Raw genomic sequence first — 21,644 nt, 5'->3', positions numbered from 1 at the left:
GGCGGCATCCATGCCGGCTTGGCCTGCGCCATCCTTGGCGCAGGACGCTTTGCTCTTCGGGCAATGCCACCCACTCCTTGAGTTAATTGCCCGCCTTTGAATACATTTGCCTGTGCTCTTGCTCAAGTTATATCACTCATTTCTTAAGTGTATTCCCCGCTGATGCTTCACTGCTGCGCCGCCTCGCGCAGCCAGTCGCGAAACAGCCGGATCTCGCCGTTGTTGCGCCGCGACGCCTTGGTCATAATCTAGGTGGCGCGATCGACGCGCACAAAACCGAGCGGAGCGATCAGCGCTCCCTCTTCAAGCTCTTTGCGCACCGGCAGACGCGGCGCCACAATGACGCCCAGGCCGTTTTTCGCCGCCTGAATGCCGAGCGTCAGATTGTCGAAGTGTTTTCCCGACCAGAAATTGCCGCGCACATCGGCGCTTTTCGACTACTCCGCCTGGGCGTGCAGACGGGGATCGGCGTGCAGCAACGTCAGCGCGGCAAGATCCTACGCTTGGCGAAAGCGCGAGGCGAAGTGCGGCGCACAGAGAGAGCGGGCCAACATAGTCGCCGCCGATCAGCGTCGCGTCGATATCGCCGTCCGGCGGCTGTTCATAGCTGAGGATCAGCACGTCGATATGCTCGCTGCGCGGCTGAGCCAGCTCCAGCAGCGACTGAAACTGCACCTCGATATCGGGATGGCGCTGGTAAAAGGTGCCGATGCGCGGGATCAGCCACTGTGACAAAAGCTGGGGGCGCAAGGAGACGTTAAGATGATGGCGCATGCCGGTGCAAATGTCGGCGCAGGTGGCGGAGAGTTCGCTGAAGGCTTTCTGACAGCTGAGCAACAGGCGCTCGCCGTGCGAGGTCAGCTTGATGCGCCCGTTGGTGCGCACGAACAGCGGCTTGCCCATCCAGCTCTCCAGCTGGCGTATCTGGTGGCTCACGGCGCTGTGGGTAACGTGCAGCTATTCGGCCGCCACGCTAAAACTGCTGTGCAACGCCGCCTGGTGAAAATGATGCAGCGCCCTTAGCGGCGGTAGCCCGTTTATACTCATCCCCTGAGTAAAAACCTAACAGGGATTGTCAGTTTATATCATTTTAAAGTCCAGCCGCATTCCCCTAACCTTGCCCGTAGATTATGGCCGGTTGACTGGCAGGCAAAGCTGTGCCTGCACGGTTTTCGTCGCCAACCCGCCATCACCCGACCGATAAAAAGAGAAACGCAACGCGATGGCAGTTCACTCCTGGGCCGACCGACCTTTTGAGATGCGAGACTGGTTACGCACCCTATTATCACACCATTACCGGCTGGAGCAGTATGATTTGTTCTTCGCCCCTTCGCTGCACGTGGCACGCATTCTTCTCTCCCAGCTTTTTCTGCGTCAGGAGCAGGCGCGCAACCAGACGCGCTACGCCATGCACTTTCCGGTCACGGAACTCAACGTGCTGCCCCCCGTGCCGCTGATGGCGGGCAACATCAACTTCGTCGCCCATGTGGATCTGCCCTGGGGCGTGGTGCGGCCGCCGCGGGAATGCCAGCAACTAGGCGTGGTCGACGCCAGCGAGAGCTTCGCCAGCGTGCTGCACGAGGAGGTGATCAACCATGCGCGTCTGTTTGTCGCCCGCCTCGATCGCCATGCGGATCTGCCGGACGGGCTGGTGCTGGTGGCGCTGCGCACCGCCGACTTCAGCACGCTGGTGCGCAGCGAGCTGCGCTGTTTGAGCAGGGGCTGCCGCTGGATGCGCCGGCGATGGCGGCGTTGCTGCACAGCAAAGAGCAGGGCTGGTGTCCTTTTAACCATGCCAGCGTCGACGCCGTAGCGATCAGTGCGCCGGTGCTGCTCGCCTCCAGCCATCAGCCGGGGCTGCCGCCCGCCGAGGATCTGGAGCTGTGGCCACAGTAGGGGCGGTTGCTGGTGCGCGCCAGACAGTGCGGCGGCGGCAAAAAGCGCACCAACCTGACGCCGCAGACCGCCAGACGGGTGCTGACGCTGTTCAGCCCCGGCGGCAAATCTGAAAAAGGGTGCGCCGCGCCTTTCTTGTGGCAAGCTGGCCATAATGGTATGGTCTTGGCCTTCTCAGATAGATCAATGCGATTCGCAAGGGGATTTACGCAATGCGTATTATTCTGCTCGGTGCGCCGGGCGCAGGTAAGGGCACTCAGGCTCAGTTCATCATGGAGAAATATGGCATTCCGCAAATCTCCACGGGCGATATGTTGCGTGCGGCGGTAAAAGCCGGCACCGAGCTCGGCAACCAGGCGAAAGCCATTATGGACGCCGGTAAACTAGTGACTGACGAGCTGGTTATCGCGCTGGTAAAAGAGCGTATCGCGCAGGAAGACTGCAAAAACGGTTTTCTGCTAGACGGCTTCCCACGCACTATCCTGCAGGCGGATGCGATGAAGGAAGCGGGCATCAAGGTAGACAACGTGCTGGAGTTCGCCGTGCCGGAAGAGCTGATCGTCGATCGCATCGTTGGCCGTCGCGTTCATGCGCCGTCAGGCCGCGTTTACCACGTCAAATACAATCCGCCGAAGGAAGAGGGCAAGGATGACGTGACCGGCGAAGCGCTGACCACGCGCAAAGACGATCAGGAAGAGACCGTGCACAAGCGTCTCGTCGAATACCATCAGCTGACCGCGCCGCTGATCGCCTACTACACCAAAGAGGCAGAAGCGGGCAACACCGCCTACCACAAAATTGACGGCACCCAGCCAGCGGCTGACGTCAGCAAACAGCTGGCCGCTATCCTCGGTTAAGCCTGTCGAGGCTGACGCGTGTCAGCCCCCCTTTTGCAGTAATTGCTTTTCCCTTCTGCGGTTTCGGCTACAATTTCTCTTGTTTTCGCGCATCCCTGCTATCAAGGACTAACAATGAGGCAAGATAAGCCAGGCGTGTTACTGGTTAATTTAGGCACGCCAGACGCTCCTACCACAGCCGCTGTAAAGCGCTATCTGAAACAGTTCCTGAGCGATCCCCGCGTCGTCGACATGCCGCGCTGGCTCTGGTGGCCGATCCTGAATGGCGTCGTGCTGCCGTTTCGCTCGCCGCGCGTGTCAAAACTCTACGCTTCGGTGTGGATGGAGGGCGGCTCGCCGCTGATGGTCTACAGCCAACAGCAGCGCGAATCGCTGGCGGCGCGCGTCGATATGCCGGTCGAGCTCGGCATGAGCTACGGCAACCCGAGCCTGCAGAGCGCCGTGGATCGCTTGATGGCGCAGGGCGTTACGCGCATGATCGTGCTGCCGCTCTATCCGCAATTCTCCTGCTCAACCGTGGCCGCGGTGTGGGACGGGCTCTACAACGCCTTTAAAACCGCGCGCACCCTGCCACATATCGACTTAATCCGCGACTACGCAGAGCATCCGGCCTATATTGCCGCGCTGAAAGCATCGGTGGAGCGCTCCTTTACGGCGCACGGCCAGCCCGACCTGCTGGTGCTCTCCTACCACGGTATTCCGCAGCGTTTCGCCAACGAGGGCGATGACTATCCGCTGCGCTGCGCCGATACTACGACGCTGTTGCAGCAGGCGCTGGGCCTGCGCGACGATCAGATCATGATGACCTTCCAGTCGCGCTTCGGCCGTGAGCCGTGGCTGCAGCCCTACACCGACGAAACCATGCAGGGCCTGGCGAAAAAAGGCGTTAAGCACGTACAGGTGATGAGCCCTGGCTTTGCGGCGGACTGTCTGGAGACGCAGGAAGAGATCAGCGAGCAGAACCGCGAGTTCTTCCTACACGGCGGCGGCGAGAAGTTCGAATATATCCCGGCTCTGAATGCCGACGCCGCGCATATCGAGATGATGGTGCAGCTGGTTAACGCGCGCCGTTAACAGCTCGCCGCAGACAGCCGGCCGCTCTCCCGTGTCCACCGAGGCGCGGGAAAGCCGCTGGCGTATTGCCCTGCCGCCAGTCTGGTGTGCTATCATCCTCCACTTATTTTTCTGACGGTACTCATCATGAAATTTCCCGGCAAACGCAAATACAAACACTATTTTCCCGTCAGCGCCCGCGATCCGCTGCTGCACGCCGCCTCGCAGGAGGTAGAAGCAGGCAGCTGGGTGGTCGGCATCGACCAGACGCTGGTTGATATCGAGGCCAAAGTCGATGACGCCTTTCTGGTGTGCTACGGTCTCAGCGCCGGGCACTCGCTGGTGATTGCCGACGACATCGCCGAAGCGCTCTATGGCGAGCTGATGCGCGACAACTTGGTCAGCCACCAGTTTGCCGGCGGCACCATCGGCAATACGCTGCACAACTACTCCGTGCTGGCCGACGACCGCTCGGTATTGCTCGGCGTGATGTGCAGCAACATCCAGATCGGCGGCTACGCCTATCGCTATCTGTGCAACACCTCCAGCCGCATGTTAACTATCTGCAGGGCGTCGACGGCGCCATCGGTCGCTGCTTCACCCTGATCGGCGAGCAGGGCGAGCGCACCTTCGCCATCAGCCCCGGCCAGATGAACCAGCTGCGCCCCAAAAGCATTCCCGAAGCGGTGATCGCCGGCGCGTCGGCGCTGGTGCTGACCTCTTACCTGGTGCGCTGCGGCGCCGGGGAGCCGATGCCGCAGGCCACGCTGCAGGCGATTGAGTACGCCAAACGCCACAACGTGCCGGTGGTGCTGACGCTGGGCACCAAATATGTGATTGTCGATAACCCGCGGTTTTGGCGCGATTTTCTGCGCGAGCACGTCACCATCCTGGCGATGAATGAGGAGGAGGCGCTGGCGCTGACCGGCGAATCCGATCTGCTGCTGGCCTCCGATATGGCGCTGGAGTGGGTCGATTTGGTGCTCTGCACCGCCGGCCCGACCGGCCTCTATATGGCGGGCTACACCGAAGAGGCGTACAAGCGCAACACCAATCATCCGCTGCTGCCCGGCGCGATAGCGGAATTTAACCAGTACGAGTTCAGCTGCGCCATGCGCCGCCAGGCGTGCGAGCAGCCGCTGCGTATCTTCTCCCATATCGCGCCCTATATGGGCGGACCGGAGAAGATCATGAACACCAACGGCGCAGGGGACGGCGCGCTGGCGGCGCTGCTGCACGACATCACGGGGAACAACTACCATCGGCAGAAAGTGCCCAACTCCAGCAAGCACGCGCGCGAGTACCTGACCTACTCATCGCTGGCACAGGTGTGCAAGTACGCCAACCGCGTCAGCTACCAAGTGCTGAATCAGCATTCGCCGCGCCTGACGCGTGGGCTGCCGGAGCGTGAAGACAGCCTGGAAGAGTCCCACTGGGATCGCTGAGCAATCCCGCTCTGCAGCCGCGGTAGCGAGCACAGGAATAAGGGGAGGCCGCAATGGAAAGGCGCGCGCTTTGCGCCAGCGGAAAAAGCGGGGCTGCCGTGTCAGGCACCCCGCGCTGAGCGGCTTGTCCAGCAAGTGACAGTGCTGTTTTATAATTACAACATACTAAAAAAGCAGGCATCTCCGCACGGTCAAGAATGTGCAGCTTTACGCGGCGCAGGTGAAGCATTGGCCGCTTTTCTGACGTCAGAAAAGCGACGCGCGTCGCTCACGCTATCCCCGTTCCCTCACGCGCGGCAACAGGCGCGCAAGGGAGCAGGGCGGGTTAAATTGGGCATTCGCGCACAACAGGGCGCTCGGTCATCTCCGCTTCCAGCATATGCAGCATGCTGCTGGCGATCTCGCGCTCGCCCATTACCACGCGCGTGGCGCCGCGCGCCATAATGTACTCCACCTCATCGTCATAGTGCGCGCGGGCGATAATTTCGATGTCGGCGAATTTCTCACGCGCCGTGGTAACGATCTCGCCCGACTCATAGCCGTTAGGGATGGTCAGCAGCAGCCAGCGCGCGCAGTCGAGCCGCGCCAGCTCCATGGTCTCGGCGCGCACCGCATTGCCCAGCACCGCCCGGACGCCCTGCTCACGCAGCGCCTCGACACGCGGCCGTGAATTTTCCACCACCACAAAAGGCACATCCGCCTCCAGCAGCTTCTGTCCCAGCAGGCTGCCGACGCGGCCATAGCCGACAATCACCACGTGATGACAGATATCCACCGGGATCTGCTTCTCCTCCTCTTCCGCTTGCTGACGGCTTTCGCTTTTCGCCAGATAGCGCTCGAGCAGGCTGAAGAGCACCGGGTTCAGCATAATGGAGAGGATAGCGGCCGCCAGCACCAGGTTGCGCCCCTCGCTGCTCAGCAGGTTCAGAGAGATGCCCAGCCCGGCAAGGATAAAGGCGAACTCGCCAATCTGCGCTAGGCTGACGGAGATGGTTAGGGCGGTGCGGCGCGAATGTTCGAGCAGCGTCACCAGCAGCCAGGCGGCAAAGGATTTGCCCAGCACCACAATCACCAGCGCGCCCAGCACCGCCAGCGGCTGCTCCAGCAGAATGCGCGGATCGAACAGCATGCCTACCGAGACAAAAAAGAGCACGGCGAAGGCATCGCGCAGCGGCAGGGTGTCATGAGCGGCGCGATGGCTCAGCTCAGACTCATTCAGCACCATTCCGGCAAAAAAGGCACCTAGCGCAAAGGAGACGTCGAAAAGCTCCATTGCGCCAAAGGCTATGCCGAGCGCCAGCGCCAGCACCGACAGAGTGAAAAGCTCGCGCGAGCCGGTGGCGGCGCTTTTGACCAGAATCCACGGCACTGCGCGGCGGCCCACCACCATCATCAGCACCATAAAGGCCGCCACCTTGCCGATAGTCAGCAGCAGATCCCACGCCAGCAGCTGCGGGCTGGCGTTACCCTTATCCAGCATGCCCGCAATGGCGGGCAGCAGCACTAGCGTCAGTACCATCACCAGATCCTCGACGATCAGCCAGCCGATGGCGATCTGTCCGCGCTGGCTGTCAATCAGCTGTCGCTCCTCTAGCGCGCGCAGCAGCACGACGGTGCTGGCAGTAGAGAGGCAGAGGCCGAACACCAGACCGGTCATCAGCGACCAGCCGAGCCAGGCGGAGAGGCCCATGCCGAGCAGCGTGGCGACGACGATTTGTGCCACTGCGCCCGGAATGGCGATGCTCTTTACCGACATCAGATCTTTGAGCGAAAAGTGCAGGCCGACGCCGAACATCAGCAGGATCACGCCCAGCTCCGCCAGCTCCGGCGCCAGGTTGGTATCGGCAACGAAGCCGGGCGTAAAGGGACCGGCCAGCACGCCCGCCAGCAGATAGCCGACCAGCGGTGAAAAGCGCAGACGATGAGCCAGCATGCCAAGGAGAAACGCCAGGACCAGTCCCCCGACGATGGTCGTAATCAACGGTGTGGTGTGATGCATGCCTGTCTCCTTGTATGCAAATGTATCTGCTTGTAACAAATGAGTTTAAAGCAATAAACGCTGTTTCGCTGAATAATTTGCGGATTAACCAGAAAAAAAAATTGAAAATGAGAGGAAAGCGCAACTGAAGGGCTATTTTCCCTGCTTTTACTCAATCGAGGCCGTTTGCAGGCAAGAGCGGCAGGGTGGAATAAGACAGCTTGATGACGGAAATAGCGCGGATAAATGGGCATCCTGCCATGAAAATAAAGGCAAAGCATTGCAAAATCAGGCAGAAAGCGCGTTAATCCAGCTTAAATTATTATTGTTCTCAATTGGGTATGCCTGTTAAATCCGCCCCGGCAGTATCATCGTCCGCGGCTTTCATCTTGAGTTCAGCGAGGCAATATGCGACACAATGGGGCGACAGGCGGACATCACCCGAAACGGGCACGTCGCAGAATAAGGAGATTGGCTTTTCTGTTTTCACGATGGGGTGGGCCTAGCGGCGCAAAAAACGCTGGTGGACACGTTGCTCTATGGCGTGCAGGCCAAAGGCGGCGGGGCGCTGATCCTCTCGGCGGGCGACGTCAATACCGGCGTGCCGGAGTCGGACGAGCTGGACGCCGAACCCGATATTCGCGGCATGAACCTGATCGGCTGTGACGCGATGGCGCTGGGCAACCATGAGTTCGACCATCCGCTTGCGGTGCTGCGCAAGCAGGAAGGGTGGGCGCGCTTCCCGTTCCTCGCCGCCAACCTCTATCAGAAAGGTACCGACCAGCGACTGTTCAAGCCCTGGGCGATATTTAACCGCATGGGGCTGAAGATCGCCGTGCTCGGCCTGGCCACGCCCGATACGGCGCGGCTGGCGAACCCGGAACATCTGCGTGACGTCGAGTTCCGCGATCCGGTCAGCGAAACGGAAAAAGCGGTGGCGGAACTGTGCGCCGGCGAAAAGCCCGACGTTATCGTGGTGTTGAGCTATCTCGGCTATAACGAAAATGGGGAGCACGGCAGCAGCGCCCCCGGCGACGTCACACTGGCGCGCCTTCTGCCGCCGGGCACCGTCGCTATGATCGTCGGCGGCCACTCGCACGATACGGTGTGCATGGAAAAAGCCAACGTGCTGGTAAAAGATTATCAGCCGGGCGCGGCGTCCCAGCCAGACAAGCAGAACGGCGTCTAGATTATGCAGGCCGGAAAGTAGGGCGAATATGTCGGGCGCGGCGATTTTACCTTCCGCAACGGCGAGGTGGAACTGGAGTCCTACACGCTGGTGCTGGTCAACCTGAAGCACAAAATCAAAAATGCGGACGGCAGCGAAAGCTGGCTGACTTGGCAGCAGGAGATCCCGAAAAACAGCACCATGATGAAGCTGCTGATGCCCTACCAGAAGCGTAGCGAGGGTTGCCTCAGCGTCGAGGTCGGCGCGACTCGCGGGCAGGTACGCTTTACGCAGACCAACCTGGGTCAGCAGATCCTACGCGCGCAAATGGCGAAAACCCAGGCGGACTTTGCCGTGATAAGCGGCGGCGGCATTCGCGCCTTACTGCCGGTCGGCAAGTTGAGCTGGCGCGATTTGCTGCAGGTGCAGCCGTTCGGCAATCAGGTGGTCTCCGTGACGCTGACCGGCGCAGAGGTGAAAACCTATCTCGACGCGGTAGCAAACATCAAACCTGATGCCGGCGGCTTCACGCAGTTCGCCAACGTCAGTCTGGTGAGGGATGGCGAGACGGTCAGCGATGTGCGCATCAACGGGCAGCCGCTGCAGGCGAAAAAAAACTACCGGCTGGTCACCAACAGCTTTAACGCGGCGGGCGGCGACGGCTATCCGCGTCTCGACACGCACGCCGGCTATCAAAACAGCGGCGCTATCGATGCCGAGGTGCTGCGCGACTATGTGAAAGCCCACTCGCCGCTCAACGCGGCGGACTATGCGCCGAAAGAGACAATTCGCACTCTGACGGAAGCGGAGAAAACGTCGCGCGAGACGCCGCACAAGCGCAGCTATCTGCAGATGATTCTGGCGTGGATCTGGCCATGGGGACATGAAACGGCGCAACGCGCACCGTAGCGTGCGGCAGGCAAATGCTGGCGCGGATGGCCGAGTCCCGTCGCAACGTCGCCCCCCTCCTTCGCGCCCGGCCAACGCGAGCAGGCGCCTTATTGCTGCGGGGTGCCCGTCAACGGGCCGATGCGCTGCGCGTTCTGAAACGCCTCGGCGATGTTGCGCCTGTTGCGGGACCTCTCGTGCCTCAGCCTATGCTTTCCGCTCTCAGACTGCACAGGCCTGTGCAAGATTACGCCTCGCAGGCTTTACGCCCGAACCAGCGAGGACGCAGCCGGTCCCATATCCAGTTGTACGCCATGGTGTAGGGCAGGAAAAAGAGGAAAAAGGCCACTTCCAGCAACAACGCCTGCCATATCGTAATGCCAAGCATCCACGCGGCGATCGGCAAGCCGATCAGAATAAATCCGCCCTCAAACAGCAGCGCGTGCAGCACACCGCGATGCACCTTGCCCGGCGGACAGTAAATCATATTCCACAGCATCGCCACGGTTGAGAGTATGATCGCCAGAGCGCCTATCTTAAACAGCGGCTTATCCATCGCCTAGGATGCCAGCGTCTCAAATCCCAGCGCATGTAAAAAACGTTCTTTCTGCGAACGGGTACGGATTATCCACCTCCATGAGTCAGGCGGGCATTCTGCCATCCCGTAGTGATAAGATAAAATGATGACCTATCGATAAAAGCGATGGATTAAAATGCGATACTCCCTGGAATCCCTTGAAGCCTTTGTACAGACCGTCAGCAGCGGCTCTTTATCCGAAGCGACGTGCGCGCTGGGCAAAAGCCAGTCAACCATCAGCATGGCGGTAGCCGGAATGGAGGACGATTCTTGGCTTTAAGCTGTTTGATCGCCGCAGACGCCAGCTGATCCTGACCGATCAGGGCAGGCGCGTGCTGGCGCAGGGCGTAGAACCGCGGCTCAGCTTCGCGGTCTCCGACTTCTGGCAGACCCAGCACCACGAGCAGCTGCTGAAGCAGTTCGACGCGCACTATCCCGAGATCGAGCTGGAGTGCGTGATCGCCGAAGACGCCGACGTGCTCGATCTGCTGCAGGCGGGACGTATTCATCTGGGCGTGGTGTGCGTCCAGCCAACGCTGCCGCGGCAGTCCGATCTGACGGAGAGCGCGCTGGAGCAGGTGCGGCAGGTGCGGCAGGTGCGGCAGGTGCGGCTGAACACCTGAGGCGAGCCGCGCGCGGCCGCGCCGTCGGGACGCGTCTGGTCGGCGCCGACCTATTTGCTGCTGCTGCTGCTGCTGGAGATGGCGGAGCAGGGGTTTGGCTGGAGCGTTCTGCCGCGCTGGCTGGTCAGGCAGTTTGGCCATCAGGTGTTGCAGGAGCTGATGCTGCCGGGCTGGCCGCAGCATATTGCGGTAGAGGCGGTCTAGTCGCGGCGCAATCCGCCGGGTCCGGCCGGGCGCTGGATGATCGATCAGCTCTGCGCCAGGCCGCATAGCTAGCGCACGCTGTCGCGTTTTGCGCGGGGGGCGCGTAGGCAGCACAGCGGCTGGTCGCGCCGCGCATGTTCGCTAACGCTTCACAGCGGTTAGTCGCACCGCAGATGTTCGCCAGCGCTGCACAGCGGCTAGTCGCGCCGCGCGATATCCGCCAGCGTCGCGTTGAGCAGACGCGCCAGATCCTGCGCCGCCAACTCAATATCCAGCCCGCGCTTGCCGCCGGAAATAAAGATGGTGGCGGACCCGGCGGCGGAGCTGTCAATCACCGTCGGCAGGCGCTTTTTCTGGCCCAGCGGGCTGTGCCGCCCACCAGATAGCCGGTAACGCGCTGCGCCAGCTGCGGGTCGGCCATATCCTCCTTATTCGCGCCCAGCGCCCTGGCGACCTTTTTCAAATCCAGCTGCCCGGAGACCGGCGTGACGGCCACCGCCAGCCGCTGCGCCTCGCCGTTCAGCGCCACCAGCAGGGTTTTATAAACCTGTCGGGCGTCGAGATTCAGCTTGCGTACGCTTCATCGCCAAAATTTTTTCATGGCTGTCGTGTTCGTAGGGGTGAAGCGTAAAGGGGACCTTTTGTTTTTCCAGCAGTTTTATCGCAGGCGTCATAAATCATCTTTTATAGGATTAATCTTATTACAAAATTCGATAAATTAATGGTGGCGAAAATTTATGCTTTAGAGGAGAATTTGCTCCGCGCCAGCCGACGGTCTGAGTGATAACCAAAATCATAAAAAATTCCTCTTTGACGAGCAGATAGCAATACCGGCCTACTTTTTTTGTTGCTGCAGCATATCGGGCAGATTCTGAACGCCATAGAGATGCAGCACCCCCACTGCCACGATATAGCGCCCGGACGGCAGTGCGTGAAGGCGATCACGCCACTGCGCGTTGCGATGCGTGATCAGCGCGTCGTTAAGCGCTGAGCTGAACATCGAGGGCAGCGTCAGCTTTGGCTGGCGCGGCGGCGCGTCCAGCCACCAGCTCACCATCATCTGCAGCAGACGTGCGTTGGTGTGCCAGTGCGTCAGGGTATCCTGCAGCAGCGCCATGCCGTCATCCGGCAGCGACTTGAGAAGCGCAATCTGCACCGCTGCGCCTTCCAGTTCGATGACCTGTTTGTTCATACCTTTCGCCGCCTGCAGCAGCTGAAAGTCAATGCCGTAATCGGGACACAGGCCAAGTCGCTGCGCCTGCTGCGCCTGCAGCATCAGTGCGATCTGCCAAGTGGGCAGGGCGTCAAACATCGCCGGCGACAGATGAAGCTCGCCGCACAGCGCCTCGAGTCGCTCCCGGTCCGCTGCCGTTAACCGCGTCTCCAGCGGCGCGCGCGGGTCAGCTTCGTCGAACGGCGAACCGCCCTGAGTAATATCCGCCTCGACAATCAGCGTATCCGCCTGTTGCAGCTGTCGCAGCAGGCGCTCCGGCAGCGGCTGCATATCGCGCGTGCCCATATGAATGCTGCCGACCAGGTGCAGCAGGCGATCGTCCAGCCGGATGTCCTGGGCAGGCCAGCGGTAGCTGGCGGGAAAAAACTGACTGAACAGCCCGTGCACGCTGCGCCAAATGCTGCCTCTCATTCCCTCTCCTTCCTCAGTCAAAACGCCATGCTAGCGATTCCCACTGCTGAAAGGCAGGGCAGGGAGGGCTATTGTCGCGCTGTCGGCCGAAAGCGCAGCAGGCGGTTGGCGTTGCCGACCACTGTAATGGAGGACAGCGCCATTGCCGCGCCTGCCACCACCGGGCTGAGCAGCGCGCCGGTCAGCGGGTGAAGCACGCCCGCCGCCAGCGGAATGCCGAGTCTGTTGTAGACAAAGGCGCCCAGCAAATTCTGACGAATATTGCGCAGCGTCGCGCTGGCGAGGGCAAGCGCGTCGGCGACGCTGTGGAGATCGGCGCGCATCAGCGTGATGGGCGCTGTCTCTACCACCACGTCGCTGCCACCGCCCATGGCGATGCCGACATCCGCCAGCGCCAGCGCGTCGTTAATGCCGTCGCCGACCATGGCGACGCGGCGGCCCTGCTGTTGCAGCACGGCGATGGTCTGCGCCTTCGCCTCCGGCAGTACGCCAGCGATCACCTCGTCGATGCCCGCTTCGGCGGCAATAGCGCGCGGTCTCTTCACGATCGCCGGTCAGCATCATCAGGCGGTAGCCCGCCTGGCGCAGCCGCTGCAGCGCCGCTTTGCTCTCCGGACGCAACTGGTTGCGCAGCGCAATCAGCCCGATCAGCTCGCCCGCCTGCGCCAGCAGCACCGGCGTCGCGCCCTGATGCGACAAGCGCGTAATATCCTGCAGCGCCGCCTGCAGATCGATATGGTGCGCCTGCATCAGCGCAACGTTACCCAGCAGCAGCGGCCTGCCGTCGAGTATGCCGCTCACCCCTTGGCCGCGTATTGTACGAAATTGCGCAATCTCGCCTGCGGCGGTCGTGCCCGCTACGGCGACGATCGCCTGCGGCAGCGGGTGGCTGGCGTTGTTCTCCAGCGCGGCGGCGGCCTGCAGAACGGCGTCACGCCGTCTGACCGCGCCACGTCACTACCTCATCCACCTGCGGCGTGCCCGCGGTGAGCGTGCCGGTTTTATCGAACACCAACGTGCACCAGCACGCCCAGCTCGGCGGCGCGGCCGACGCCGGCGATAATCGACATCAGCGTTGCGAGGCCCAGCGCACAGGGGCAGGCGATAATCAGCACCGTGGTGGCGATCACCAGTGTATAGGCGATCTGCGGCTGTAGCCCGACGAAATACCAGACGGCCGCGCTAATCAAGGTGATGGCCACCACCACCGGCACGAACACCGCCGAAATGCGGTCGGCGAGGCGGCCCACGTCGGGCTTGCTGCTCTGTGCCTGGCGCACCAGCTGGATAATACGCAACAGCGCCGTATGCTGGCCGGTGGCGCGTGCCGCAAAGCGTACCGCGCCATCCTGCACCAGCGTGCCGGCGTAGACCCTGTCACCTGCGCACTTGCCCTGCGGCACAGCTTCGCCGGTGAGCATCGCCTCCTCATCCAGCCAGGCTTCGCCCTCGACGATATCGCCGTCTACCGGCACGCGATCGCCAGCGGTCAGCCGCAGCGTCATGCTTGGCTGTACCGCGCTGAGCGGCACCAGCCGTTCGCCTTGCTCGCTGACGAGGCGCGCCAGCGCGTGACCGAGGTTAATCAGGCCGATAATCATTACGCTGGCTTCAAAATAGAGATGGCGCGCCTGCAGCAGAAAAAAGTCCGGCCAGAGCGCCACGCTGAAGGTGTAGATCCAGGCCGCGGCGGTGCCGAGCGCCACCAGCGTATCCATGGTGGCGCTGCCGCTGCGCAGGCTGCGCCAGGCGCTGCGATAGAAGTGACCGCCCGCCACCCATAATCAGCAGCGTGACGACGCCGAGGGCGAGCCAGAGGCTACGGTTGGCGTCGCTCAGCATCATATTGTCGCCGAGCATGCCCCAAATCATCAGGGGCATGCCGAACGCCAGCGCAGCCTGCTAGCTAAAGCGCCGCATCGCCTTGCGCGCGCTGCGCTGCTGTTTGTCGCGCCGCTCCTGCTCATTCTCAACCGGCTGAGCGTGGTAGCCCGCCGCCTCGACGGCCTTAACCAGCTGCTGCGCCGACGCCTCGCCCATCACCAGCGCGCTGCACTCACCCAGATTGACGCGCGCCTGCGAGACGCCGGGTACCTTTTCCAGCGCCTTTTCCACCCGGCTAGCGCAGCTCATGCCGTCGATAAGCAGAAACTGCGCGGATTCAGGCGCGATTGCCGGTTGGGGTTCCGCCACTGTTGTCAGTGCCTCCGGCGGCGGCTCTGAAGCTGTCAACTACTCAGGCTTTGGGCGGCTGTCGCTCGCCAGCGCGGCGTGATAGCACGCCGCTTCCACGGTAGCGATCAGCACGGCGGCGTCGGCGCTGCCGGTAACCCTACGCCTCCTGCTGGGTGACGCTGGCCTGTTCGACATCCTCGTGTTGTTCCAGCGCCTCTTTCACGCGTTTGACGCAGTAGCCGCAGGAGAGGCCTTCCAGCGCCAGAGAAATAGTGTGAGACATAGTCTGCTCCTGTTGTGTTGCAGTTAGCAATGCGAGCTTTTTATCACTCGTGATACAGGCTAAACTTTCCATCAAGGGGAAGGTTAAACTATTTTTATCAGTATCGGCCGCGAGCGATTTTTCAGAGGAGAGCAGCGTGAACATCAGCGATGTGGCGAAAAAAAACGGGTTAACCAGTAAGACGATCCGATTCTATGAAGAGAAGGGGGTCGTGACGCCGCCGCTGCGCAGCGACAACGGCTATCGCTGCTACAGCACCCATCATCTCGATGAGCTCAACCTGCTGCGCCAGGCACGTCAGGTGGGCTTTACGCTCGACGAATGCCGCGAGCTGGTCACGCTGTTCAACGACCCGGCGCGCCACAGCGCCGACGTCAAGGCGTGCACCCTGCAGAAAGCCGGGGAGATCGCCGCGCACATTGAATAGCTGCAGGCGATGCGCCTGCGCCTGCTGGCGCTGGCCGACGCCTGTCCGGCAACGAGCGCGCGGAGTGCCCGCTCATCAACAACCTGGCGGGCTGCGGCGGCGCAGAGAAAAAACCGTCGCGCTAGCGCGGCCGGATGCGCAGCATAATGCCCTCAATGCCCGTGACGATCACCTGGCTGCCGCGCTGGTTAAGCGTGTTGGGCTGCTGGTTGCGCTCGAGGTGGCGCATCCAGCGGGTACCAGAGATAGACGCAAATCAGCGTCAGCAGGGCGAACAGCGTGCCCTGCGCGGTCCAGCTGAAAGGAAGGCACCATTCAATGACGCCCACCAGCACCGCCGCCAGCCCGCTCCACAGCAGATAGCCGCTGGTGCCGAGCATCTCCGCCGCCAGCAGTAACCCGCCCAGCGTCAGCCAGAACCAGTGCGGATGGGCAATCATCTCCACCAGCATCAGCGTTTCGACTCTGAGGATGTGCCCTTAAGCAGCGCGCTGATACCCGCGACCGAGCCCAGCAGGCTGCCGGCGTCCAGCGGCATCACCACCACCTTGCTGTTGTTGGCTTCGCCGATTTTTTGCAGCGCGTCGGTATACTTCTGCGCGACAAAATAGTTCACCGCCTGAATATCGCCTGCCGCGATGCCCTCAGAGACCATTTTCGTGGCGCGCGCTTCCACTTCCGCCTGGCGTTCGCGCGACTCCGCCTGTAAAAAAGCCGAGGTGCGTTCGCCCTCGGCTTTGAGAATACGCGACTGCTTGTCGCCCTCGGCACGCAGGATCGCCGCCTGGCGCACGCCTTCCGCCGCCAGAATGTCGGCGCGCTTGGTGCGCTCTGCCTCATCTGCGCGTTCATGGAGGCGATCAGCTCCTGCGGCGGCCGCACGTCGCGAATTTCGATGCGGGTAATCTTCACGCCCAAGGGGTTAGTCGCCCCGTTGACGATATGCAGCAGGCGGGTGTTGATGTCTTCGCGATACGACAGCATCTCATCCAGCGCCATGCCGCCGAGCACGGTGCGAATATTGGTCATAGTGAGGTTAATAATCGCCAGCTCGAGGTTGCTGACTTCATAAGCGGCGCGCGCCGGATCGACCGCCTAGATAAAACAGACGGCGTCGATGGTGACGTTGGCGTTGGCGTTATCTTTGTAGATGACTTCCTGCGAGGGAATATTCAGCACCCGTTCCATCATATTGATCTTGTGACCAATGCAATCCATAAAGGGCACCACCAGACTTAGGCCGGGCTGTGCAGGGTGCGGGTGTGTAGCCGAAGCGCTCCACGGTCCACTGGTAGCCCTGCGGCACGATTTTGACGCCTGCCTACACCGTGACGAGCGCCAGCACGATTAACGCCGGTATGACTGTCAATATATAACCTCCTGGTTGTTAAATAGCGGGCCGAGTCGCTTCGTCCCGGACGCGGCTGCGCGGCTGGATCAGTACAGCAAGGAGTGTAGAGCTAGCGGCGATAGCGAGCGGTAAGCGCGTCGCCGGTGCCGAGCGCCGCCAGGATCTCCTGCAGCATTTTACGCACCTGACCATCTGCCGCATTCAAATCGCGCTTCAGGAAGCCGAGCAGCAGCTCTAGCGCCTCTTTGCTGCGGCCGACCTGATGCAGCTGCAGCGCCAGCTTCGCCGCCAGCTCCGCATTGGCCGGATCGATCTCCAGCTGCGCCTGCAGCTGCTGAATTTCCGGTGTGTCCGCCGCCTGCTTCAGCAGATCGATTTGCGCCATCAGGCTCTGGTAGCGCGTATCCTGATCCTGCTGCGGCACTTTCGCCAGCACCTCTTCCGCTTCGTCGCTGCGATTCAGTATAATCAGCACCTCTGCCAGCAGAAAGCCGATCTCGCTCGCCTGACGGCTGAGCTGCCACGCCTCTTTCAGCAGCGGCAGCGCCTCAAGCGGCTTGCCTTCGTCCATCAGCGCGCCAGCGCCTGCTGCGCCTTCAGCTCCTCTTTGCGCGGCAGCACCTTCTCTAGCAGGGCGCGCACCGCCTCTTCCGGCTGCGGTCCCTGGAAGCCATCTACCGGCCGGCCGTTCTGAAACAGATAAACCGTCGGAATAGAGCGCAGGCCGAACTGCAACGCCACCATCTGCTCTTTATCGCAGTCGAGCTTAGCGAGAATAAACTGGCCGGCGTACTCCTACGCCAGGCGCTCAAGCAGCGGCGTCAGCTGCTGACAGTGCTGGCTACGCTCCGACCAGAAATAGAACAGCACCGGGATCTGCATGGAGTGTTCCAGCGTCTGGTGCAAGTTGGATTCATTGATGTCGATAATCGAAGCTTGTGGGGACATGACTCAGTCTCTTTGCGAAAAGTGTTTAAAAAATATGGGGCCGGACGGCCCCGCTTCAAGATGAATTCTCAGTGGCTGCGCAAAATGCGATCCAGCATCCAGCCCGGCAGCAGCCGTTTCAGGATGCTCATGGCGTGTGCGACCAGCGTCACTGGATAGCGCAGGCGCGGGCGCGGACTCTCCAGCGCGTGGCGCAGCTTGGGCAGAATCGCCTGCGGTGGCAGCGTAAAACGCGCGGCGATGCCGGGATTGCGTATCGGCTTGCCCGGCTCGCCCTGGGTGACGTTGTCGGTGAAGCGGGTAGCAATAGGGCCCGGCTCAATCAGGCTGACGCGCACGCCGCTGCGGCGCAGCTCCAGACGCAGCGCGTCGCTCCAGGCCTCCAGCGCATATTTGCTGGCGGCGTAGGCGCCGCGGCCGGGGGTGGAAATCAGCCCCAGCACGGAGCTGGTATTGACAATGCGCGCGTCGCCGCTCGCCTCCAGCGCGGGCAGCAGCCGCATCGTCAGCTGATGCGCGCCGAAAAAGTTGGTGGAGAACTGCTGCTGCAGCTGCTGGCGCGACAGCGTGCGCAGCGGTCCGTAAAGGCCGAAGCCGCCGTTGTTAAACAGCGCGAACAGACAGCGATCCGTCAGCGCCAGAATTTCATAGGCGGCGCGGTCGACGCTCGCCGCGTCGTCGAGATCCAGCGCCACGCCGATAAAGCCCTGCGCGCTCATCCGCGCCACATCTTCCGGCTTGCGGCAGGCGGCGATTACCCGATAGCCGCGCGCCAGCAGATCCTGCGCCGCGACCAAACCGATGCCGCTGGAACAGCCGGTAATCACGATGGTTTTTTGCATATCTTTACCCATAAAACGCGCGTCGTCCCGGTTACTCGTGCTTAACTAAGGGAGCCAGCGCCTTCGTCATCAGCTTGGCGATAAAGGGCTGCGCAGCGGGGCTGGGATGGATGCCGTCCTGCTGCATCCATTGCGGCTTCAGATAAACCTGCTCCATGAAAAAGGGCACAGAGGAATGTTGTACTGCTGTGCCAGCCTGGGATAGATCTCGCTGAACGCTTCCGTATAGCGCCGTCCATAGTTGGCGGGCAGTCGCACCTGCATCAGCAGCGGCTGCGCGTTGGCGGCCTTCACGTTGTTGATGATTTTTCGCAGATCCTGCTCGATGGCCTGCGGCGGAAAGCCGCGCAGGCCGTCGTTACCGCCCAGTTCGATTAACACCCACTGCGGCTGATGCTGTTTTAATAGCGCCGGTAAACGCGCCAGGCCCTGCGCGGCGGTATCGCCCCTGATGCTGCCGTTCACCACGCTCGGCCGCTGCTGCCAGCTGTTGTTCAGCAGGCTCGGCCAGGCTGCGCTGACCGGCATGTGGTAGCCGGCGCTCAGGCTATCGCCTAAAACTAACAGGGTGTTCGCAGCGGCTAACCGCGACGCCAGCAGAAGAACGCAAAACATTAAGGGATAATGCCAGCGGAAAACATTTCTGAAGTTCATCGTCTTACAAAGTCCGTCGGTCAGGGTGAACACAGTTGTCCATCCTTACCGGAGTTGACTTCATTGTCAAACGGGCCGAGACAGCAGCGCGCCGAGAGCGATCGCCAGAGCCGCGAGCAGGCGCGTAAGCTGTTGACGCAGCTGGGGCTGGGCGAGCGGTCAGCCATCTGCCGGCGCAGCTCTCCGGCGGCGAGCAGCAGCGCGTGGCGCTGGCACGCGCCTTTAACGGCCGCCCCGGCCTGCTGTTTGCCGACGAACCCACCGGCAATCTGGATCGTAAAACCGGCGACCGCATCGCCGATCTGCTCTTTTTAACCGCGACTACGCCACCACGCTGATTCTGGTGACCCATGACGAACAGCTGGCGGCGCGCTGCGACCGCTGGATCCAGCCGCAGCTGAAAGCGGACCAGCGCTGGATCAGCGTGGATAATTCCGAAGACGAGCTGGGGCGCTAGATGCAGCGCTCCCAGAAGTTTTTGCTGCTCTCCGCCTTGCTGACGCTGATGCTGGCGATCGCCGCCGTCGCGTTGGCGATGAGCCACTACTGCCGCAGCCGCTACGATCTGGTGGCGGTGCTGAAAACCCTGGGCGCCGGGCGCTGCAGCGGCTGATTATCGGCCAGTGGCCGGCGGTGCTGCTGCTGGCGGCCGTATGCGGCGGGGCGCTGGGCGCTGCAGCTTAAGATCTTCGATTTTCCCTGGCAGCCCGATTGGACGCTGTGTCTGGCGCTGCCGCTGAGCGGCGGCTGGCTGGGGGGGGGGGCTGCTGCGCAGCAAGGCGCTGTTCTGGCGCACGGAGTCACTCTGATAATCGGCTCTGGCTGGCTTTAGGCCGCAGCCAGAGCTTACAAGCGGGTAGCATGGAGGGAAGAGCAAAGCGTCCCGCAGCAGGGACAAAACGTTGGGCGTGGTTACATAACGCAGGCGTTAACCGGTTTACGGACGCACCTCAGGGCTGAGGTGCGTATCCGGGCTGGCGGGGATACCGCTTTTGCGATCGGGCCAGGTTGCCCGCGCGGGTGCGCCACTCATCAACCTCGTGGAACGTGCCTGCTGATCAGAACTTCTCAACCGCCCAGGCGATGCCGCTGGCGTACTCCGGCGGCAGCATCGGCACCAGCGCCTGCAGCGCTGCGGCCAGCCGCGCGCTGTCGCTGTCGGTGAGGTTCAGATGGCCAACCTTGCGGCCTGGGCGCACCTCTTTATTATACCAGTACAGATGCACCAGCGACTGCTGCAGCCAGTCGCTGTTCAGCGCGGTGCCGATCAGGTTCACCATCACCGACGGCGCGAACACCACCGGCTGCGGCAGCGCCAGGTTGAGCACGGCGCGCAGGTGCAGCTCGAACTGGCTGATAGAGGCGCCGTTCTGCGTCCAGTGGCCGCTATTATGCACGCGCGGTGCCAGCTCATTGATCAGCAGCCCATGCGGCGTGACAAAACACTCCATCGCCATCACGCCGACGTAGTTCAGCTCCTGCATGATTGCGCTGAGCATCGCTTCGGCCTGCGCCTGCTGCGCGGCGTCCGCCTGCGGAAAGGCGACGCTGGTGCGCAGAATGCCCTCCTGATGCAGGTTGTGGGTCAGCGGGTAAAACACCGTGCGGCCATCCTGACCGCGCCCACCCACCAGCGACACCTCGCCGGAGAAATTGATGCCCTGCTCAACGACGCACTCGCCGTAGCACGCGTCCGGTAGCACGTCGGTCTCATTGGCGCGCAGGCGCCACTGGCCACGACCGTCGTAACCGCCGGTGCGGCGCTTGACGATCGCCAGCTCGCCCAGATCGGCGAACACCTGCGGCCACTCGCTTTTATCGGCCAGCAGCTGCCAGGGCGCGGTAGCGAGGTTCAGCTGATCGAGCAGCTGCTTCTGCGTCAGACGATCCGCCAGGCGTGGAAAAATATCGCGGTTGACGAAGGCGGGGTGAACGGCCAGCTCGCGCGTCAGCGCGGTCTCAGGCCAGCGCTCGATCTCGGCGGTGATCACGCTCTGCGCAATCGGCAGCGCGTCAGGCTCGGCGTCAAGCCCCATCGGATAGACAGCAATGCCCAGCGGTTCGCCCGCCTGGCGCAGCATGCGGCCCAGCTGGCCGTTGCCCAATACGCAAACCGGCTTCATGCGTCCTCCCGCGGGTCCGAGTTATTTAATACCTCGTCAGTCTGCGCTTGGCGCCAGTCGCCGAGGCGAGTCGCCAGCGCTGCGTCGTGGATCGCCAGGATCTGCGCCGCCAGCAGGCTGGCGTTGGCCGCGCCCGCTTTGCCGATGGCCAGGGTGCCCACCGGAATGCCGCGCGGCATCTGCACGATCGAGTAGAGGCTGTCGACACCGCTCAGCGCCGCGCTCTGCAACGGCACGCCCAGCACCGGCACCAGGGTTTTCGCCGCCAGCATGCCCGGCAGATGCGCCGCGCCGCCTGCGCCCGCGATGATCACCTGATAACCCTTATCGGCAGCCGTCTCGGCGAAGCTGAACAGCTTGTCCGGCGTACGGTGAGCGGAAACCACTTCGACATGGAAGGGCACGTCCAGGCTGGTGAGGATCTCCGCAGCGAACTGCATGGTGGACCAGTCACTTTTGGAACCCATAACTATAGCGATGTGGGCCGGGGCGGCGTTGGATGACATG

Annotated in this window: 11 protein-coding genes and 12 pseudogenes; 9 read left to right on the top strand and 14 right to left on the bottom strand. The window is 62.0% G+C overall.

Translation table 11 applies throughout. The features are described 5' to 3' along the window. Positions 1 to 167: 167 nt before the first annotated feature. Positions 168 to 1,041: pseudogene (locus tag EIO60_RS05840) on the bottom strand (LysR substrate-binding domain-containing protein). 181 nt (positions 1,042 to 1,222) lie between these two features. Between EIO60_RS05840 and EIO60_RS05835 the strand changes: the two are divergent. Continuing rightward, a complete protein-coding gene (locus tag EIO60_RS05835; RefSeq protein ID WP_309484692.1) occupies positions 1,223 to 1,813 on the top strand; it encodes a DUF6024 family protein in 591 nt (196 codons plus the stop codon). A 34-nt stretch (positions 1,814 to 1,847) separates the two neighbouring features. On the opposite strand, the gene EIO60_RS16110 is transcribed toward EIO60_RS05835, so the two are convergent. Further along, on the bottom strand, positions 1,848 to 2,003 hold the full coding sequence (locus EIO60_RS16110; RefSeq protein ID WP_309484691.1) for a hypothetical protein: 156 nt from the start codon (positions 2,001 to 2,003) through the stop codon (positions 1,848 to 1,850). A gap of 105 nt (positions 2,004 to 2,108) precedes the next feature. Between EIO60_RS16110 and adk the strand changes: the two genes are divergently transcribed. The 3 genes and pseudogenes from adk (at position 2,109) to EIO60_RS05820 (ending at position 5,251) form a co-directional block, all read left to right on the top strand. Beyond that, the gene (gene adk / locus EIO60_RS05830) at positions 2,109 to 2,753 is read left to right on the top strand and encodes an adenylate kinase (RefSeq protein ID WP_258576166.1); all 645 of its coding nucleotides are present in this window, start codon (positions 2,109 to 2,111) and stop codon (positions 2,751 to 2,753) included. Between the two features lie 114 nt (positions 2,754 to 2,867). After that, complete coding sequence (gene hemH / locus EIO60_RS05825; RefSeq protein WP_258576165.1) at positions 2,868 to 3,827, top strand: ferrochelatase; 960 nt, start codon at positions 2,868 to 2,870, stop codon at positions 3,825 to 3,827. A gap of 126 nt (positions 3,828 to 3,953) precedes the next feature. Continuing rightward, a pseudogene (locus EIO60_RS05820) lies at positions 3,954 to 5,251 on the top strand (inosine/guanosine kinase). A gap of 325 nt (positions 5,252 to 5,576) precedes the next feature. Here the strand turns inward: EIO60_RS05820 and ybaL are convergent. Then, a complete protein-coding gene (gene ybaL / locus EIO60_RS05815) occupies positions 5,577 to 7,250 on the bottom strand; it encodes a YbaL family putative K(+) efflux transporter (protein ID WP_258576164.1) in 1,674 nt (557 codons plus the stop codon). A 478-nt stretch (positions 7,251 to 7,728) separates the two neighbouring features. On the opposite strand from ybaL, the pseudogene ushA reads away from it, so the two are divergent. After that, a pseudogene (gene ushA, locus EIO60_RS05810) lies at positions 7,729 to 9,306 on the top strand (bifunctional UDP-sugar hydrolase/5'-nucleotidase UshA); the annotation flags it as partial. Positions 9,307 to 9,532: 226 nt separating this feature from the next. Here the strand turns inward: ushA and EIO60_RS05805 are convergent. Then, on the bottom strand, positions 9,533 to 9,841 hold the full coding sequence (locus EIO60_RS05805; protein WP_258576163.1) for a PACE efflux transporter: 309 nt from the start codon (positions 9,839 to 9,841) through the stop codon (positions 9,533 to 9,535). Between the two features lie 157 nt (positions 9,842 to 9,998). Between EIO60_RS05805 and EIO60_RS05800 the strand changes: the two are divergent. Beyond that, positions 9,999 to 10,761 (top strand): annotated as a pseudogene (locus EIO60_RS05800) (LysR family transcriptional regulator). A 125-nt stretch (positions 10,762 to 10,886) separates the two neighbouring features. Here EIO60_RS05800 and ybaK read toward each other — a convergent pair. From ybaK to EIO60_RS05785, 3 genes and pseudogenes are all read right to left on the bottom strand, one after another. Beyond that, a pseudogene (ybaK, locus tag EIO60_RS05795) lies at positions 10,887 to 11,363 on the bottom strand (Cys-tRNA(Pro)/Cys-tRNA(Cys) deacylase YbaK). Positions 11,364 to 11,524: 161 nt separating this feature from the next. Beyond that, entirely contained in the window at positions 11,525 to 12,334 is an 810-nt protein-coding gene (locus tag EIO60_RS05790; RefSeq protein ID WP_258576162.1) for a TraB/GumN family protein, read from the bottom strand. Positions 12,335 to 12,402: 68 nt separating this feature from the next. Beyond that, positions 12,403 to 14,792: pseudogene (locus tag EIO60_RS05785) on the bottom strand (copper-translocating P-type ATPase). 136 nt (positions 14,793 to 14,928) lie between these two features. On the opposite strand from EIO60_RS05785, the pseudogene cueR reads away from it, so the two are divergent. Continuing rightward, positions 14,929 to 15,344 (top strand): annotated as a pseudogene (cueR, locus tag EIO60_RS05780) (Cu(I)-responsive transcriptional regulator). A 63-nt stretch (positions 15,345 to 15,407) separates the two neighbouring features. Here cueR and EIO60_RS05775 read toward each other — a convergent pair. The 5 genes and pseudogenes from EIO60_RS05775 to tesA form a co-directional block, all read right to left on the bottom strand. Further along, positions 15,408 to 15,671, bottom strand: coding sequence for an NfeD family protein (locus EIO60_RS05775; protein WP_258576161.1), 264 nt, complete (start codon positions 15,669 to 15,671; stop codon positions 15,408 to 15,410). Beyond that, positions 15,671 to 16,591, bottom strand: a pseudogene (locus tag EIO60_RS05770) (SPFH domain-containing protein). Before EIO60_RS05770 ends, EIO60_RS05775 begins: the two are co-directional and overlap by 1 nt. A 65-nt stretch (positions 16,592 to 16,656) precedes the next feature. Beyond that, positions 16,657 to 17,518, bottom strand: a pseudogene (locus tag EIO60_RS05765) (co-chaperone YbbN). A gap of 68 nt (positions 17,519 to 17,586) precedes the next feature. Next, the gene (locus EIO60_RS05760) at positions 17,587 to 18,360 is read right to left on the bottom strand and encodes an SDR family oxidoreductase (protein ID WP_258576297.1); all 774 of its coding nucleotides are present in this window, start codon (positions 18,358 to 18,360) and stop codon (positions 17,587 to 17,589) included. A gap of 31 nt (positions 18,361 to 18,391) precedes the next feature. After that, a pseudogene (gene tesA / locus EIO60_RS05755) lies at positions 18,392 to 19,014 on the bottom strand (multifunctional acyl-CoA thioesterase I/protease I/lysophospholipase L1). Between tesA and EIO60_RS05750 the strand changes: the two are divergent. After that, positions 18,985 to 19,405, top strand: a pseudogene (locus EIO60_RS05750) (ATP-binding cassette domain-containing protein); the annotation flags it as partial. The pseudogenes tesA and EIO60_RS05750 sit on opposite strands and share 30 nt — an antisense overlap. Continuing rightward, positions 19,391 to 19,686, top strand: a pseudogene (locus EIO60_RS05745) (putative ABC transporter permease subunit YbbP); the annotation flags it as partial. The pseudogenes EIO60_RS05750 and EIO60_RS05745, both read left to right, overlap by 15 nt. A 386-nt stretch (positions 19,687 to 20,072) precedes the next feature. Here EIO60_RS05745 and purK read toward each other — a convergent pair. Together purK and purE are read right to left on the bottom strand one after the other, a co-directional pair. Next, positions 20,073 to 21,137 (bottom strand): 5-(carboxyamino)imidazole ribonucleotide synthase, encoded by a 1,065-nt coding sequence (gene purK / locus EIO60_RS05740; protein ID WP_258576160.1) that lies wholly within the window; start codon positions 21,135 to 21,137, stop codon positions 20,073 to 20,075. Then, positions 21,134 to 21,643 carry a 5-(carboxyamino)imidazole ribonucleotide mutase gene (gene purE / locus EIO60_RS05735; protein ID WP_258576159.1) on the bottom strand — a complete coding sequence of 170 codons (510 nt, stop codon included), beginning with the start codon at positions 21,641 to 21,643 and terminating at the stop codon, positions 21,134 to 21,136. The genes purK and purE overlap by 4 nt, the downstream gene beginning before the upstream one ends. Between the last annotated feature and the right edge of the window lies 1 nt (position 21,644).

The sequence above is a fragment of the Candidatus Pantoea persica genome (assembly GCF_013753875.1).
In the GTDB taxonomy this organism is placed as follows: Bacteria; Pseudomonadota; Gammaproteobacteria; order Enterobacterales; family Enterobacteriaceae; genus Pantoea; species Pantoea persica.
The sequence above is the reverse complement of the archived record's forward strand: the minus strand, read 5'-3'. Positions and strand labels throughout refer to the sequence as shown.